This is a genomic window from Buttiauxella sp. 3AFRM03 (assembly GCF_003675305.1).
GTDB lineage: Bacteria > Pseudomonadota > Gammaproteobacteria > Enterobacterales > Enterobacteriaceae > Buttiauxella > Buttiauxella ferragutiae.
Map to the genome: position 1 here is coordinate 1,877,463 of NZ_CP033076.1, position 16,940 is coordinate 1,894,402.

The following is a 16,940-nucleotide window of genomic DNA, read 5'->3' on the forward strand; positions in this document are numbered from 1 at the left end:
ATCTTTTGTGGCTTTACTTTCACGCAAAATGGATCTGATATTAAGGTCCAGTTAATACAAAGTGGATTGCTATGACACAGCGCAGAACCGGTTCATCATCGCTGACAAAATTGCTGGGAAACTGGCAACAGGATTTACCGCGCTCCCCGGTTTATCGCCAACTGGCGGATGGGCTACGGTTGCTGATTCTGGATGGACGCTTGCCGCTCGATTGCCGCCTGCCTGGCGAGCGAGAACTGGCAGCCGCACTCGGTATTAGCCGCACCACGGTTGCCACCGCGCTGGCTCAGTTGCGGGATGAAGGATATCTGGCAAGCCGACAAGGTTCAGGTTCTGTCACCATGCTGCCGGAAGGGCGGCAAACCGTCTCTCCTCTTCCTGGCCGGGCGACCACATTAGATCTTTCCACTGCGGCACTCACTGCCGGGCCAGAAATTCATCAGGCCTATGCTCAGGCACTGATTGCCTTGCCAGAACATTTAGCGACGACCGGTTATAACCAGCAGGGTTTGCCTGAACTGCGTGAGATTATCGCGCAACGCTATGCCGCCCGCGGGCTGCCAACTGACGCCGATCAGATTATGATCGTCAACGGTGCGCTGAGTGGTTTTGGCTTGATCTTACGTTTGTTAACCGGCCCTGGCGACCGCGTGGTCATCGACCAGCCTACTTACCCGATGGCACTCGCCGCCATTAAAGGAGCGTCATGCCGTGCTGTTCCCGTTAGCCTGACACAACAAGGTTGGGACACTGAAGGAATGGCAGCCACCATTGCACAAACTTCGCCACGGCTGGCCTACTTGCTGGCCGATTTTCATAATCCTGTCGGCTGCTGTATGGATGCCACAACTCGTGCAACCATCGCTGATATTGCCGCCCGAACACGCACCACGATAGTGGTCGATGAAACCATGGCCGACCTGTGGTACGACGCCCCACCACCGCCACCACTGGCCGCTTTTGATGATGCCGACCGGGTGATTACGCTAGGTTCCGCCGGAAAAAGCTTCTGGGGTGGTTTGCGCCTCGGCTGGATACGCGCCAGTACACGCACCATTGCTTCGCTGATACAAATCCGCGATTCGCTGGATTTAGGCTCGCCAATCCTTGAGCAACTTGCCGCGATTAACCTGTTTAACGACGCTGAAAACTTTTTACCCCAACGCCGTGAAATTTTACGCCAGCGCAGAGATGCCTGCGGTGCAGCCATTAAAGAACTGTTTCCCGACTGGAAACTGACCGTGGTGCCACAAGGGGGATTATCGTGGTGGATTGAGTTGCCAAAACCATTGGCGACGGTGTTTGCCGCAAGTGCAGAATCGCAAGGCATCCGCATTGGCGCAGGGCCACGTTTTGGCATTGATGGCGCATTTGAACGCTATTTAAGAATGCCGTTTACGTTAGAAACCACGGAAATGCGCATCGCGCTGGAACGATTAAAACCGATTTGGGAGAGTGTTGCGCAAGCAGGTAGTGAATATCTAAGAAGAACGGTGGTTTAGCAGACCGCAGAATTGGGTGGGGGCCCTGCCAGCTACATCCCGGCACACACGTCATCTGCTGCGGCTGCTTCCTTCCGGACCTGACCGAATTCACAAATTAGTGTTGCGGGAGAACCAACAGGGCCCCCATTGAGAGCGCTAGTTACCTAACGCGCTGGCGCATTATCCATGTTGCCCCCGGCAATTGCAAGCAAGGAGCGGTCAGGTGTTGCTTTCTTGCGCACCCTCAGTTTTTCTTTCTAGTTTAGTACACGACGATTATCCTTACCGGCATCCTGATTTGGAGTTTGCTATGGATAACAACGATTCATTCCCGCAGCGTGTTTATCAGATTATTGCCGCTATTCCTGAAGGTTGCGTCACCACATATGGCGATGTGGCGCGCCTGGCGGGTTCACCGCGTGCCGCACGACAAGTCGGAGGTGTTCTCAAGCGCTTACCTGAAGGCAGTAAATTACCGTGGCATCGCGTCGTGAATCGTCATGGCACGATTTCGCTGACCGGTCCGGATCTACAGCGCCAGCGGCAAGCTTTGCTATCAGAAGGCATTATGGTGTCTGGGGACGGGAAAATTGAGATGGAACGTTATCGCTGGAATTACTAGCAGCGCCTCCGTGAGGGGATTAGCCAGTTGTGTCGGATGACGCTGCGCTTATCCGACCTACGATATCAGCGTCAAGCGCCTCCGCAGAGGCGCTTATGTGCTTAGTATCAGTACTGCGTTGGCGCAGGAACGGTCGATACCGCACCACCGTTATCCTGGACTGGAACCGCCGTTTGCTGAACGGGCACCAGGGTCAGGTCTGCTTTGGTCCCACCGTTGTTAATGACCGGCTGAATGGTATCGGTGATAAACATCAGCTGATTGTTTACAGTGATCGCCGCACTCAAGATGATGCGAGCGTTAGGCTGAATATCCGCTGGGTTAAACGGCAACACAAAGCTGAAAGGTGATTGCTTCCCTTCAGTACGGACCGCTCTTTGCGACAGCACTCTTGACGGAGCATCTGCCAAAGATGCGTCAGACAATGTCACCGTTAGCACCGCATCCGGCGGAAGCGCAATACGCTGACGAATCCAGACTGTCCCCGATACATTCGGCTGTTGAATATCAGATTGTGCTAATGCCGCCGCTGACGACGTCGTCGCAGCTGGGGCTGGCGTTGGGATGTCAGCACTTTTGTTATGCGCGCATCCCGTCAACGCAACTGCCATGGCTAAACCACTTAACGTGTGCACAAGTTTCATTGATTTGTTCTCCTTTTATCAACGCACCAGCAGGCTTCAGGCCCACGAGTAATGAGTGGTTAAATATACTTATCATGCTAAGTGTGGCACAAACTTCTGACTTTTTCTGAAAACTAAGACATTTCGTCAGGTCGGGCCACTGAGTGGCGATTACAGGAAACCTGTTATAATCAGGCCAATTGCGCGATTTTTGTTAATTCCATTGAGGACCTTTTATGAGTCAGGCGCTCAGCAATTTGTTGGCATTACTCAATCTGGAAAAGATTGAAGAAGGTATTTTTCGTGGCCAGAGCGAGGACTTAGGTTTACGTCAGGTATTCGGTGGGCAAGTTGTTGGCCAGGCGTTGTATGCCGCCAAAGAAACCGTGCCAGCTGAACGTCTGGTGCATTCATTCCACAGTTATTTTCTGCGTCCCGGCGATAGCCAAAAACCGATTGTTTATGACGTCGAAACCCTGCGTGATGGCAATAGTTTCAGCGCTCGTCGCGTGGCGGCGATTCAAAATGGCAAACCCATTTTCTATATGACCGCCTCTTTCCAGGCGCCAGAACCCGGTTTTGAACATCAAAAAGCTATGCCTGGAGCCCCTGCGCCGGAAAACCTGAAGTCAGAAACAGAAATCGCCATGGCGTTTGAAAAGCTGCTGCCTCAGAGCCTGAAAGAGAAGTTTCTCTGTGAAAAACCGCTGGAGATCCGCCCGGTAGTGTTCCACAACCCGATGCAAGGGCATGTCGATGAGCCGGTACGCCAGGTGTGGATGCGTGCCAACGGAAAAATGCCAACCGAGTTACACGTCCATCAGTACTTGCTGGGTTACGCCTCTGATTTTAACTTCCTGCCCGTCGCCCTTCAGCCTCACGGCGTAGGTTTCCTGGAGCCGGGCATGCAGGTGGCGACAATCGATCATTCGATGTGGTTCCACCGCCCGTTCGATATGAATGACTGGCTGCTTTACAGCGTGGAGAGTACTTCGGCTTCTAGTGCGCGCGGTTTTGTTCGAGGTGAATTCTATTCACGCGATGGCGTGCTGGTGGCGTCTACGGTGCAAGAGGGGGTTATGCGTAAGCGAGGTTAAGATTGGCTCGCCCTCACCCCGACCCTCTCCCCCAGGAGAGGGAGAAGGTCAGAGAAAACACCGGTTATCCCCTCTCTCTGAGGAGAGGGAGAAGGTCAGAGTAAACACCGGTTATCCCCTCTCCCTGGGGAGAGGGAGAAAGTCAGAGAAAACACCGGTTATCCCCTCTCCCTGGGGAGAGGGCCAGGGTGAGGGGGAAATCATTTATGCGTTGTAAGCATTCTCACCGTGGCTGTTCACATCCAGGCCTTCACGCTCATGTTCTTCTGGTACACGCAGACCAACTGTCAGGTCAGCCACTTTGAAGCCAATGAACGCGACTACCGCAGACCAGACAATCGTCACACCGATACTTTCCAGTTGCACCAGGATTTGATGGCCCATAGTCACGCCTTGTGCATAGCCCACACCACCCAGTGAAGTTGCGGCAAAGATACCGGTCATGATGCAACCTACGATACCGCACACGCCGTGGACACCGAACACATCACAAGGGTCATCGACACGCAGCCATTTTTTCAGCAGCGTCACACCCCACAAACCGGCCAGACCCGCTACGATACCGATAATCAGTGCACCGCCGACGCCAACATAACCACACGCTGGAGTGATACCGACCAGACCTGCAATGGCACCGGAACACGCGCCCAGCAGAGAAGGTTTGCCACGCAATGCCCACTCACCAAATACCCAGCCGAGGACGGCAGCGGCAGTTGCAACAACCGTGTTCACAAAGGCCAGAGCGGCGATTTCGTTTGCAGCACTTGCCGAACCGGCGTTGAAGCCAAACCAGCCGAAGTAGAGGATCGCAGTACCGGTAAACACCATCGGTAAGTTGTGCGGTTTGAACGCTTCTTTACCGTAGCCAACACGTTTGCCAATCAGGTAAGCACCTACCAGGCCCGCAACCGCGGCATTGATATGGACGACAGTACCACCCGCGAAGTCCATTGCACCGTGTGTTGCCAGTAAGCCACCACCCCACACCATATGGGCAATCGGCACATAAGAGAGCGTCAGCCAAATCACGACGAAAATCAGCACCGCTGAGAAGCGAATACGTTCAGCCAGCGCGCCAACAATTAGGCCCACGGTGATACAGGCGAAGGAACCCTGGAACGCCACATGAATATATTGGTAGAAAGAGCCCATCAACGCGGTGAGCTGAATATTCTTCAGCAATACCCAGTCGAAGTTACCAAAGAAGCTGCCACCGGAGCCAAAGGCCAGGGTATAGCCATAAACCACCCACAGCACACAAACCAGCGCAAACGTGACCGTTATCTGAGTCAGCATCGACAGCACGTTTTTGGAGCGAATCAGGCCACCGTAAAACAGCGCCAGCCCAGGTATTGTCATAAACAGCACCAATGCGGTGCTAATCATCATAAAGGCGTTGTCTGCTTTATCGGCCACAGCGGGTGCCGCAAGCGCGATTGATGGCGCAAGTGCCAGGGCTACAACGCCTAAGATAGAGGCTAATTTCTTCATTTTTTCCATCCCTTTCACGAGTGGCAAGACGATTACAGTGCAGCTTCGTCGGCTTCGCCGGTACGAATGCGGATGACGCGTTGCAGTTCAGCAACAAAAATTTTGCCATCGCCAATCTTGCCGGTGTAGGCAGCTTTGCTAATGACATCAATCACTTCATCAAGTTGATCATCGGCAATTGCCACATCAATTTTCACTTTAGGCAGGAAATTGACGCTGTACTCAGCACCGCGGTACAACTCTGCGTGACCTTTCTGGCGGCCAAAGCCTTTAACCTCGGTAACAGTCAGCCCTTGAATACCGATTGAAGACAGCGCTTCGCGTACATCTTCGAGTTTGAACGGTTTGATCACCACGGTAACCAGCTTCATAGATCCCCTCCAGTCAGAATTGGGTAATTGCCCTTGCAACACTGATTACATAAAGCAAAGGCCATGCCAAAAATGAAAAACAGGTTTTTTCAGCGCGTTAAGCCGCGCCGAATAAGGGTTGATGGGGAAGGAATAACGATGACTGGGATTAAGAAAGTTCTTAGGTAATAAAAACGCACCATTCCAGTGCATGGTGCGTTTCGCTTCTGCACCAATGGAGATACCCATTGGATTTATGCGTGCTTTTGGTGCATCAAGCCGTGGCAGGCTCTTCGCGAGTTGCCGCGGCTAATTCTTCACCTGCCAGTTGCAGCTGGTACATCTGCCAGTAACGGCCCTGTGCTGCCAGCAATTCACTGTGCGTACCACGTTCAACAGCCTGCCCACGGTGCAACACCAGAATGGTATCGGCATCGGTAATGGTCGATAAACGGTGAGCAATCACCACCAGCGTGGTGTGCTCACGCACCGCGGCCAGCGCATGTTGAATGGCCTGCTCGGTGCCGGAGTCGATATTTGCTGTTGCTTCATCGAGGATCAAAATCTGCGGTGCATCCACCAGCACGCGTGCCAGAGCCAGTAATTGCTTCTGACCAACAGACAAGTTATTGCCCTGCTCGCCCAACCGCGTGTAGATGCCATCACTCATGGTGCGAGCCAGTTCTGCCAGTTGCACCGTTTCCAGCGCTTGCCAGACCGCCGCTTCGCTGATGTCGCGCCCTAGCGTGACGTTAGCAAAGAAAGAGTCCGCCAGTACCACTGGATCTTGTTGCACCATCGCTACACCCTGGCGCAACACACTATGGCTCAGCGTATCCAGAGGGCGGCCATCAAGACGAATTTCACCGTTGGTCAGCGGGTAATAGCCCATCAACAAGTTTGCGAGGGTACTTTTCCCACTTCCGGTATGTCCCACCAGCGCCACAAAACTACGCGCCGGGACATCAAGGTGAATATCCTGCAATACCAGACGGTCACCGCGATAGGCGAAAGAGACGTTATCCACCTCGATATGGCCGCTTTCCAGCGGGCGAGTATCGTTGCCGTAATCCTGGCGCTTACCGTCCATTAATTCGAACACGCGTTCACCTGCCACCACTGCCTGTTGCAGCATCGATTGTTGCGTGGTGAGTTCAATCAGCGGCTCGTTAAGACGCCCCAAATAGTTGATAAACGCGTATAACACGCCAACTTCAATGGTGCCAACTGAGGTGAAACCGAACAGCATCAGCAAGCCGCACAGCACCATTGCGGAAAACAGGCTCAACAACGGTCGTAATAAAAAACCATCGAGGCGCAAGGTTTGCATCCGCGCTAAATAGTGCGAACGGCTCGCCGCCCCCATCCGCTCGCCAAATCTTGCCTGTTGGCGGAACTGCTGGATGACGCTCATCCCGTTAATCACTTCGTTAAAGCCATCGTTGATATCCGCCAGATAGCTACGCACCCGGCGCACAATCGGTGTGCTGTAACGCTGGTAGATAAACATCACGATGATCACCGCCGGGAAGATGCAGACCGCCACCGACGCCATGCGCCAGTCGAGGCTGAACATCGCCACCAGCATCGCGCCAATCAGTGCGGCACTGCGCAATACTGTCGCAACGACCGTCACGTAGAGATCGCGAATGACTTCGGTGTCGTTGGTAACACGGGAAATTAATTGCCCAACCGGCTGGGTATCAAAGGTACTCAGTGGCTGGCGCAATGCGGCATCCATCACGTCAGTACGCAGCTTTTGTACTACGCCAACAGCGGCCTGGTTAAATAATAAAGCCTGCCAGTAATGCAGCGTCGCCGCCGAAATTGACAGCAACAGGTAGGCTGTTCCTAGCCCCGCTGCCGCCGCAATCGGCATGCGATGCTCAGACACCATGTTATCAATAAAATAACTCACTAAAATCGGGCCGCTGACTTCGGCTGCCGCCGCAATCCACAACATCACTACCGCCCCTGCGAGCGGTTTACGCCACGGTGAGCCATATGCCAGCAGGCGTTTGATGGTTGGCCATTGCTGTATGGATTTACGCATTGGCAGGTTCCTCGTCTACCGTCGTTTCTGGCGCATCATCCAGCGCCGCTTCCAGTTGTTGATAACGATACATGTCGCGATACCAACCAGACTTCCCTACCAGCACATCGTGATTGCCGCGTTGGGCAACATGCCCGTGCTGCATCACGAGGATTTCACTGGCTTCGGTCAAAGCCGACAGACGGTGCGCGCTAATAATAACGGTGCGGTTTTCGCCCCACTGGCGCAGGTTATGCAGGATTTGGTGCTCGGTACGCCCGTCAACGGCAGAAAGCGCGTCGTCGAGGATCAAGATTTCTGCATCAAGCAATAATGCACGAGCGATAGAAATACGCTGTTTCTGGCCGCCGGATAGCATCACGCCACGCTCACCGACTTCAGTTTCGTAACCTTGTGGTAAACGCAGAATATCGTCATGAACGCTGGCAAGCCTGGCAACATGTTCAATTTCCTGCTGCGTGGCGCCCGGTTTACCCAAAGCAATATTGCTGGCCACCGTGTCAGAGAACAAGAATGGTGTCTGGTTGACCACCGCCAGACGGCTACGCCAGGAATCGAGCTGCATCTGCACCAGCGGAATACCATGGAAACAAATCTCACCCTGGTCGATGTCAAAATGACGCTGGAGCAAGGACAGAATGGTACTTTTCCCGGCGCCCGTTGGGCCACATAACCCCAACATTTCGCCTGGTTTTAAGGTGAAGGAGACATTTTCAAGTGTCGGGCGTGCGGTTTGCGGATAATGGAACGCCTGAATATTCGCTTCAACTGTACCGCGACCGGCTGGCGCTTCTTTAGTGCCATCGGTGACTGACGGCGCTTCGGAGAGCATGCTGCGAATTCGGCTGTACGCCGCACTGCCGCGCTCAACAATATTGAACATCCACGCCAGCGCCAGCATCGGCCAAATCATCAGGCCGAGGTACATCACAAAGCTGGTGAGTTGCCCAAGGGTGAGCGAACCCTGAATCACCATCCAACTGCCGCCGCCGATCGCCAGCAGGTTTGCGGTGCCGATGGTGATATAAATCGTCGGATCAAAGCGTGCATCCACCCGCGCCACTTTCATGTTTTTCTCGCCAGCATCTTTGGCTTCAGCGGCAAACAGCGCGGATTGGCGGTCTTCAAGACCAAAGGCTTTAATCATGCGGATGCTGGATAAACTTTCCTGCGTGCGGTCATTTAGCGTTGAGAATGCGGCCTGGGCGAGTTTGAAGCGTTGATGTAATTGGTCGCCATAACGTTTGATGACCAGCGCCATAACTGGCATAGGTAACAGCGCGAGCAGCGTCAACTCCCAGCTGATTTGCGTCGACATCACGATTAATACCGCGCAGCCCATCACCAGCGAATCCACCAGCGTTAACACGCCTTCACCTGCAGCAAAAACCACGCGATCAACATCGTTTGTCGCGCGTGCCATTAAGTCACCGGTGCGGTGACGTAGATAAAACTCGGGATGATGGCGGCTCAACTGGCGGTAATAATCTTCGCGCAATTCAACGGCAAGCTGGTAGCTTGCCCCGAACAACAGCACGCGCCAGACGTAACGTAGTATGTAGACGATCACCGCGATAACCAGTATCACGCCAATCCACATCAGTACGTCGCTGCCAGAAAGGCGCTGTTGAGTCACACCATCGACAATTACGCCCACCAGTTTTGGCGGCACAAGTTGCAAGATAGCAATGATAATAAGCAAGGCGACAGCCCCGAGATAGCGTCGCCATTCGCGGGTGAAGTACCAGCTTAATTGAGCAAATAATCGCACGCAGTCAAATTCCTGAGAAATACTAGTGAAATGCTATTGAGGCCGGAGAACCTAACTTAGCGTTCCAGTGGCAAGGCCGTGGTGTATTTTATCTGTTCCATGGCAAAACTCGAAGTCACGTCGGTTAAACCTGGAATACCATTCACCAGCCGTTTGTAAAAATCATCGTACCGTTTCATGTCTTCTACCTGTACACGCATCAGGTAGTCGTACTCCCCCGCCATGCGCCAGAAACCGAGCACTTCAGGCATCTGCTCCACGACAGAAACAAATTTGCAGTACCACTCACTGCTGTGGTGTTGGGTTTTTATCAACACAAATGCTGTCAGACCGAGGCCGAGTTTTTCCGGGTCTAATAACGCAACTTTGGCGCGGATGATGCCGTCGTCTTCCAGCCGTTTCAGGCGTTTCCAGCAGGGTGTGGTGGTCAGATTAACGGCATCAGCGAGTGCCTGCAAAGAGAGGGTGCAATCGTTTTGCAGCAAGGATAGCAGTTTGCGGTCAATTTTATCTAACATGGCGACCTCCGGGAGAAATTTTTTCTCCATTGAACGTTCCTGACAGGCTAAAAGGCAACTTTTTTATCTCATTTTTGCATTACTCTAGGCACAAATAGACAAACGAAAATTCATACGGACAACAACATGACCAGCATCTGGGTAAACCACGCAATAAGCGAAATTAACGCCGATTACCAACGTTCCGCCGATACACATTTAATTCGCCTGGCGCTGCCTGGTTTTCCCGGTATTCAGCTGTATCTGAAAGATGAAAGTACACATCCGACAGGTAGCCTGAAACATCGTCTTGCCCGTTCGCTGTTTTTATATGGTTTGTGTAACGGCTGGATTAAAGAAGGCACCACCATCATTGAGGCGTCTTCCGGTTCTACCGCTGTTTCAGAGGCCTATTTTGCCCGTTTGTTAGGGCTGCCTTTTATCGCCGTGATGCCCGCCTACACGGCGAAACGTAAGGTTGAACAAATTGAGTTTTATGGTGGCCGCTGCCATTTCGTGGAAAACGCCTGCGAAATTTACGCGGCTTCTGAAACGCTGGCTCGCGAACTGAACGGCCATTATATGGATCAGTTTACTTACGCCGAACGCGCCACCGACTGGCGTGGCAATAACAACATTGCCGACAGTATTTTCCGCCAAATGGAACATGAGCCTAATCCAGTGCCTGAGTATATTGTGATGAGCGCCGGTACCGGCGGCACTTCCGCAACGATTGGCCGTTATTTGCGCTACCTGGGGTATCCGACGCAGCTGGCGGTTGTCGACCCGCAAAATTCAGTGTTCATGGATTATTGGCAGAACCGCGATTGCAGCCTGCGCAGTGCTATCGGCAGTAAAATTGAAGGGATTGGCCGCCCACGCTGCGAGCCGTCGTTCATCCCGGATGTTATCGACGAAATGATGCGTGTCCCTGATGCGGCCAGTATTGCCACGATGCAATGGCTGGAAACGATACTGGGCCGTAAAGTCGGCGCATCGACCGGCACCAATATGTGGGGTGTGTTGCAGCTTGCCGCACGGATGCGTGATGAAGGGCGCACCGGTTCTATTGTGACGTTGCTTTGTGACAGCGGTGAACGTTATCTGGAAACCTATTACAACACGGATTGGGTGAAGGCGAACATCGGCGATGTTGCGCCGTGGATGGCTGAAATTCACAAACAGGTGGCTGCACAATAGAATCCACAGGCGAGAAGTGAGGTATTATTGTTCTCCCCAAAAAGGACACTGAAAGGAACTCACTGTGCATATTCACGCTTCTCTTCGCTTTCCACGCCGGTTAGTTGACCGGCGTTTGTTACTGAGTCTCAGCCTGGCAGGCTTCTTCGTAGTTCATTCAACACATGCGGCCTCGTTCGATTGCAGCAAAGCGACAACGGCCATCGAACACGCTATTTGTGATAACGAAACACTGAGCCAGCTCGACAGTACTCTCAATGAAAAATACCAAACGGCAATGGCGAACCTGTCTGATGAAGGGGCAAGTGAGTTACGCAAAAACCAGCGTAGCTGGCTAAAAGAACGCGATGCGTGTAACGCCGATGCGGCTTGCTTGGAAAACCTGTTTAACCAGCGTAAATCCAGTCTACAAGCAACAACGCAACAGGCGGAAACTCAACTCGACGCGATTATTGCCAGTATTCCTGCCGATCCGGCAAATGCCGCTTATCAGTTGAAGCAGTATCGTGGCCCGCTTGCCTCCGCATGGCTGGTCTACCTCAATCGTTTTGAACCCACCAGTGGCGTCACGGCGGAAGAAGCGAAACAACGCCACCAGGTTGCGGTCACCGCGTTAAATAAACAGAACGACTTTGCAGCCTCATTGCTGAAAGATATTGAGAACGATCCTAAAACCAGCAAGAACGTTGCCGTACTGACCTTTCTGCGCATGACCATTGAGCAGGGCAGGTATGATGAAGTCCCTCCCCGCCCTGATGTTCATTGCTTTGTTTTTAGCCGCCAGGGCGATGCGGCTTATCGCGCTTTTGGGGCATTATGGGGTTCCTCTCGCGATAGCCAGGCCCCTATCTGCCCACCGCAAGGCAATCTTTTTGAACTACCTGCGTGGAAGCAGCTTAATAAAATCCTCGATCCAGTCATGAGTGCTGCGTACCCAAATTCGGGTACCATTCGTTATGCCAGCTATGCGGATTGGGCGATACTCCGGCTGCGTGCAACGCTCTCACCCACCGATTTCCTTAAGCCAATTGAAGGTCAATCGCAGGAATCCCCTGAGAAGAGAATTAGCGAATGGGATGACAAAAGCTGGCCAAAGGTGCAACGTGAACAGCTACTTATCGCGATAGATCCGGCACGTAAAGCGACGATGGAGTGGCTACAAACAGAGCGAAAATTCACCGCCAGCGATGCCAGTAAAGCCTCAACAGCTATCGTTAATGCGTGGTTAAATGAGCAACTGGATTATCTCAGCGAGAATTTGTCGACAGGGGATCAGTGACGAGTTTTTCAGGCAATAACGAAAAAAAGCCGGGCTAATGCCCGGCTGGCTTAATGCCTTATCATTCGGGGGAATAAGTGAGGTTTGGTGTATCAAGCCAATGAGTCAAATAATGAGAAACGGCCTGTTTTTGGCAATGACCAATAACAGGTAAATGCGGTAAATCTGCTTTCAGTTGTGCCATCGCGTTGCCCATGATTAATCCATGACCCACGCTTGAGAGCATTTCGCGGTCGTTCATCGCGTCGCCAAATGCCATACAATCTTTCATCGTCAGGCCAAGATGCTGACTTAATACCTTCAGCGCCGAGCCTTTGTTGCAGCCCACCGGTAACACTTCTAAGCAATCTACCGCCGAGAAACAGAGAAACGCGCGGTCACCCAGCGCCTCTTCCAGTTGAACTTTCAGCCGTAGCAGGTCATCGTGCGGGCCACAGAAACAGGTCTTCGTCACTTCATCAGAAGGGATGCGTTTTACATCAACAATTTTCGGGCTAAAGCCGCTGTAAACGTGGGCGTTGAGCATTTCCCCAACTGCATATTCCGTTAACCAGCCGGTGTCATTAAACACGTGCAGGCTAGCCTGGGTTTCCCACTGCCCGTGAATCACGGTTTCCGCTGCCTCTGCTGCAAGATCCTGGCGGTGCAGAAGTTCGCCTTCCGTTGAGTGAATGCGTGTCCCGTTGCCGGTTATCAAAAACGCTTCCAGTGAGAGTTTGTTCAGGACATGGCGCATTTCCAGCACATGGCGACCCGTGGCAAATGCGAGTGTCATCTGGCGTTCATCGCGCAACCGGTTTAGGGTACGCACCGTTTCTTCGCCCAAAAGATGATTGGGCATTAACAGCGTACCATCCATATCAAATGCAGCCAGACGAGCCATGTTTACTCCGATTTGTGACGACTAAAACACAGCTGGCAGTATCACCTGGTATATACGGAACTAATAGTGAATACTTTTTTAAAATTGTTCCGGGTTTAACTATGCGACTACTCAATCGACTCAACCAATTTCAACGTTTGTGGCAACCCTCGGCGGGGGAAATTCAACACGTCACCGTAGCGGATTTGGCCGCTCGCTGTTTTTGCAGTGAACGCCATGTGCGAACGTTGCTCAATCAGCTACAGGATGCGGGGTGGTTAACCTGGGAGGCGAAGTCCGGGCGCGGGAAACGCGGCACCCTGACATTTTTGGTGACGCCGGAAAGCGTTCGTTCAGGAATGATGGAACAGGTGTTGCACAAAGGACAGCATCAGAATGCGCTCGAACTGGCGCAGATCGCACCGGAACAACTGCGCCATTTGCTGCAACCATTTTTAGGTGGGCAGTGGCAAAATGATACGCCGACGCTACGTATTCCCTATTATCGTCCGCTAGAACCTTTGCAGCCGGGTTTTCTGCCAGGTCGTGCCGAGCAGCATTTAGCTGGGCAAATCTTTGCTGGCCTCACCCGATTCACCTCCTCTGGCACGCTCCCACAACCTGACCTTGCTCATCATTGGGAAGTCTCCGAAGACGGCCTGAACTGGAACTTTTTTATTCGCTCCACACTTCACTGGCACAACGGCGAGCCAGTGGAAAGCACGCAATTACAGCAACGTTTAATGATGCTGCTGGCACTTCCGGCAATGCGGCATCTGTTTGTCAGCGTGAAAAGCATTGAGCTCGCCCATACGCAATGCATCCGTTTTGTGCTGCATAGCCCCGACTACTGGCTGGCTCATCGGCTGGCGAGTTATTGCAGCCGCCTGGCCCACCCAGAAGATGACCAAATCGGCTGCGGGCCATTTCGCATCAGCAGCTATAAAGAGAGTCTGGTACGCATCGAGAGCTTTGAGTCTTACCATCTCGGCCATCCGTTACTCAAAGCAGTGGAATACTGGATTACCCCACAATTGTTCGACACCGAACTAGGCACCAGTTGCCGCCATCCGGTGCAAATTGCCATTGGGCAACAAGATGAACTGGTCCATCTTCGCCCTGTCAGCAATAGCATCAGCCTCGGCTTTTGTTATCTGGCAGTGAAGCAAAACAGCAACTTGTCACCAGAGCAGGCGCGCTTTCTGATGCAGGTAATCCACCAGCAACAGTTGATCGCCAGCCTGCCCGTCGATGAATCGCTGATCATGCCAAGCGTTGAGATGATCCCCGGCTGGAAAATTCCCGAGTGGACTCAGTGCGACGCGATTGCGCTGCCGCCACAATTGACGCTGCTTTATCATTTGCCGGTTGAATTGCACGTGATGGCCCAGCAGCTTAAAACATCTCTTGCTGCCTTAGGTTGTGAATTAACGCTAGTCTTCCACGACGCGAAAAACTGGACCGGGTGTGATGCGTTAGCTGAAGCTGATTTAATGATGGGCGACCGGTTAATTGGCGAGGCACCGGTCTACACGCTGGAGCAGTGGTTACGCAGCGATGTGCTGTGGCCTGCGGTTCTGACTGAAAACCAGTACACCCATTTGCAGGCAACACTCGATACCGTGCAAATCCACCCCGACGAAAATGCCCGCAATACTGGTTTGCAAGAAGTGTTCAGCGCATTAATGCGCGATGCCATCGTGTCGCCACTGTTTAATTACCGTTACCAGATTAGTGCGCCGCCAGGTGTAAATGGCATTGAATTGAACGCCTGGGGTTGGTTCGATTTTACTCTGGCGTGGTTACCGCCACCGACCATGGTTTGAAAACAATGGCGTCAAGGAGCTGGGCAGCCATACGCCCACGCGTTACCATATATTTTTAGTTGTTTAACAGGATTACACATGAAACGTGCAGTTGTCGTCTTTAGTGGTGGCCAGGATTCCACAACCTGCCTGATTCAGGCATTACAACAGTATGATGAAGTCCACTGTGTGACGTTTGATTATGGCCAGCGCCACCGTGCTGAGATTGACGTTGCCCGTGAGCTTGCTCTGAAACTGGGCGCGCGTGCGCATAAAGTTCTCGATGTCACTTTGCTGAACGAACTGGCTGTCAGCAGCCTGACGCGTGACAGCATCCCGGTGCCCAATTACGATCCGACAGAAAATGGCATTCCAAGCACTTTCGTACCCGGTCGTAATATTCTGTTCCTGACGCTAACCGCGATTTATGCCTATCAGGTTGAAGCGGAAGCGGTGATTACCGGCGTTTGCGAAACTGATTTCTCAGGTTACCCGGATTGCCGCGATGAATTCGTGAAAGCGCTCAATCATGCAGTCAGCCTCGGTATGGCGCGGGATATTCGTTTTGAAACGCCGCTGATGTGGCTGGATAAAGCAGAAACCTGGGCGCTGGCAGATTACTGGCAGCAACTGGATTTGGTACGCCAGCAAACCCTGACCTGTTACAACGGCATTCAGGGGGATGGCTGCGGTGAGTGTGCGGCCTGCAACCTGCGGGCTAACGGGTTAAACCATTACCTGGCAGATAAACCCGCGATCATGGCGGCCATGAAGCAGAAAACGGGTCTGAAGTAATTCAGCGGGCGTGGTTTTGCCACGCCCCATCAGTTATTCCATCATCTGCACTAACTTCTCGCGCAGTTCTCCTTCCAGCGGCACCGACTTCTGAGTTTTCAAATCGATACACACGAATGTCAGCAGCGCGTCCGCCACAACCTCGCCTTCAGGCTCAAGTTTAACCACCTGGCTTAAAACACCGCTTTTGCCATTGAGTTGTTGCAGGGAGCTTTCAATGCGTAATACATCACCAAGCACTGCCGGACGGCGGTAGTTAATATTGATGTTTACCACGATGAACGCAATGTTGTGGGCCGTCATCCATTGGAAACCCGCTGCGTTCTCCAGCCCTTCCCAGCGGGCTTCTTCAAGGAACTCAAGGTAGCGGGCATTGTTAACATGCTGATAGAAATCAAGATGGTAACCCCGAACTTTGATTTGTGTTTGCATAGCGCTAAAACCCTATTTTTAGTTTTGGTCATCAGGTGAAGTAAACAGGCCACACCAAACTGGTATGACCTGTCATTTAGCATAGCAAACTTTTTAACGTATGCGAGTAACGGGGCTAATCCGTCAGAGCTTAATGCGAGACAGATTGCGTTCGACTAACGCGCTGCCAATCCCTGGCACCTCCTGTAATTGCTCAATCGCCTTAAATGGGCCGTACTCTTCACGATAGCTCACAATCGACTGAGCTTTCTTCAGCCCCACACCATTCATCGCCTGCGCCATAGCTTCTGCACTGGCAGTGTTAATACTTACTACGCCATCGTCGGCATCACCTTGCTTCGCGGTGGTGACAGGTGCGGCTGGGGTTTTATCGCTTTGTTGCTGAGCCGCTTCATTTTTGACGGCAGCCGGTGCTGCTGTAGCCAGAGAGCACGCGCTGGCACCGATAAGAGCTACCGCAATGCAGACTGCTTTCATTCCGCTTTTGATTCCTGTTTTCATGCTGTTCCTCCTTGTGTGTTGACAGCGAATTAACCTTAACGGGAGGGAAAAACAGGGGCAAATGGCAATCTTCAAATG

At 52.6% G+C, this 16,940-nt stretch carries 17 protein-coding genes and 1 other RNA gene; 7 read left to right on the forward strand and 11 right to left on the reverse strand.

What is annotated here, in order from left to right:
* The first annotated feature begins 71 nt into the window (after positions 1-71).
* On the forward strand, positions 72-1,502 hold the full coding sequence (locus D8682_RS10235) for a PLP-dependent aminotransferase family protein (protein ID WP_121814210.1): 1,431 nt from the start codon (positions 72-74) through the stop codon (positions 1,500-1,502).
* 23 nt (positions 1,503-1,525) lie between these two features.
* Here D8682_RS10235 and ffs read toward each other — a convergent pair.
* Positions 1,526-1,622, reverse strand: an RNA gene (gene ffs, locus D8682_RS10240) — signal recognition particle sRNA small type.
* 172 nt (positions 1,623-1,794) lie between these two features.
* Here ffs and D8682_RS10245 point away from each other — a divergent pair.
* Positions 1,795-2,106: an MGMT family protein gene (locus tag D8682_RS10245; RefSeq protein WP_064549097.1), complete on the forward strand. Its 312-nt coding sequence runs from the start codon at positions 1,795-1,797 to the stop codon at positions 2,104-2,106.
* 107 nt (positions 2,107-2,213) lie between these two features.
* On the opposite strand, the gene D8682_RS10250 is transcribed toward D8682_RS10245, so the two are convergent.
* Complete coding sequence (locus D8682_RS10250) at positions 2,214-2,750, reverse strand: YbaY family lipoprotein (protein ID WP_064549099.1); 537 nt, start codon at positions 2,748-2,750, stop codon at positions 2,214-2,216.
* Positions 2,751-2,965: 215 nt separating this feature from the next.
* Between D8682_RS10250 and tesB the strand changes: the two genes are divergently transcribed.
* A complete protein-coding gene (tesB, locus tag D8682_RS10255) occupies positions 2,966-3,826 on the forward strand; it encodes an acyl-CoA thioesterase II (RefSeq protein WP_064549101.1) in 861 nt (286 codons plus the stop codon).
* A 204-nt stretch (positions 3,827-4,030) separates the two neighbouring features.
* Here the strand turns inward: tesB and amtB are convergent, their stop codons facing one another.
* The 6 genes from amtB to D8682_RS10280 are packed head-to-tail and all read right to left on the reverse strand — an operon-like array spanning position 4,031 to position 10,009.
* On the reverse strand, positions 4,031-5,317 hold the full coding sequence (gene amtB / locus D8682_RS10260) for an ammonium transporter AmtB (RefSeq protein WP_064549103.1): 1,287 nt from the start codon (positions 5,315-5,317) through the stop codon (positions 4,031-4,033).
* A 32-nt stretch (positions 5,318-5,349) separates the two neighbouring features.
* Positions 5,350-5,688, reverse strand: a complete 339-nt coding sequence (gene glnK, locus D8682_RS10265; protein WP_002891893.1) for a P-II family nitrogen regulator — start codon at positions 5,686-5,688, stop codon at positions 5,350-5,352.
* Positions 5,689-5,733: 45 nt separating this feature from the next.
* The gene (locus tag D8682_RS26750) at positions 5,734-5,916 is read right to left on the reverse strand and encodes a hypothetical protein (protein ID WP_162303011.1); all 183 of its coding nucleotides are present in this window, start codon (positions 5,914-5,916) and stop codon (positions 5,734-5,736) included.
* 25 nt (positions 5,917-5,941) lie between these two features.
* Positions 5,942-7,720, reverse strand: a complete 1,779-nt coding sequence (locus D8682_RS10270; protein ID WP_064549105.1) for a SmdB family multidrug efflux ABC transporter permease/ATP-binding protein — start codon at positions 7,718-7,720, stop codon at positions 5,942-5,944.
* Positions 7,713-9,491, reverse strand: coding sequence for a SmdA family multidrug ABC transporter permease/ATP-binding protein (locus D8682_RS10275; protein WP_064549107.1), 1,779 nt, complete (start codon positions 9,489-9,491; stop codon positions 7,713-7,715). Before D8682_RS10275 ends, D8682_RS10270 begins: the two co-directional genes overlap by 8 nt.
* 56 nt (positions 9,492-9,547) lie before the next feature.
* On the reverse strand, positions 9,548-10,009 hold the full coding sequence (locus D8682_RS10280) for an Lrp/AsnC family transcriptional regulator (RefSeq protein WP_202914400.1): 462 nt from the start codon (positions 10,007-10,009) through the stop codon (positions 9,548-9,550).
* A gap of 126 nt (positions 10,010-10,135) precedes the next feature.
* Here D8682_RS10280 and D8682_RS10285 point away from each other — a divergent pair, with 126 nt between their 5' ends.
* Together D8682_RS10285 and D8682_RS10290 are read left to right on the forward strand one after the other, a co-directional pair.
* Positions 10,136-11,188: a PLP-dependent cysteine synthase family protein gene (locus D8682_RS10285; RefSeq protein ID WP_064549109.1), complete on the forward strand. Its 1,053-nt coding sequence runs from the start codon at positions 10,136-10,138 to the stop codon at positions 11,186-11,188.
* Between the two features lie 64 nt (positions 11,189-11,252).
* Complete coding sequence (locus tag D8682_RS10290; protein ID WP_202914384.1) at positions 11,253-12,467, forward strand: lysozyme inhibitor LprI family protein; 1,215 nt, start codon at positions 11,253-11,255, stop codon at positions 12,465-12,467.
* Between the two features lie 61 nt (positions 12,468-12,528).
* On the opposite strand, the gene cof is transcribed toward D8682_RS10290, so the two are convergent.
* Entirely contained in the window at positions 12,529-13,350 is an 822-nt protein-coding gene (gene cof, locus D8682_RS10295) for an HMP-PP phosphatase (protein ID WP_064549111.1), read from the reverse strand.
* A 101-nt stretch (positions 13,351-13,451) separates the two neighbouring features.
* Between cof and D8682_RS10300 the strand changes: the two genes are divergently transcribed.
* Positions 13,452-15,155 carry an SgrR family transcriptional regulator gene (locus D8682_RS10300; protein ID WP_121814213.1) on the forward strand — a complete coding sequence of 568 codons (1,704 nt, stop codon included), beginning with the start codon at positions 13,452-13,454 and terminating at the stop codon, positions 15,153-15,155.
* Between the two features lie 78 nt (positions 15,156-15,233).
* Complete coding sequence (gene queC / locus D8682_RS10305; RefSeq protein ID WP_121814214.1) at positions 15,234-15,929, forward strand: 7-cyano-7-deazaguanine synthase QueC; 696 nt, start codon at positions 15,234-15,236, stop codon at positions 15,927-15,929.
* Between the two features lie 33 nt (positions 15,930-15,962).
* Here the strand turns inward: queC and D8682_RS10310 are convergent, their stop codons facing one another.
* Together D8682_RS10310 and D8682_RS10315 are read right to left on the reverse strand one after the other, a co-directional pair.
* Positions 15,963-16,361, reverse strand: coding sequence for a YbgC/FadM family acyl-CoA thioesterase (locus D8682_RS10310; protein WP_064549116.1), 399 nt, complete (start codon positions 16,359-16,361; stop codon positions 15,963-15,965).
* A gap of 123 nt (positions 16,362-16,484) precedes the next feature.
* Positions 16,485-16,850 (reverse strand): helix-hairpin-helix domain-containing protein, encoded by a 366-nt coding sequence (locus tag D8682_RS10315; RefSeq protein ID WP_064549132.1) that lies wholly within the window; start codon positions 16,848-16,850, stop codon positions 16,485-16,487.
* Positions 16,851-16,940 lie beyond the last annotated feature (90 nt).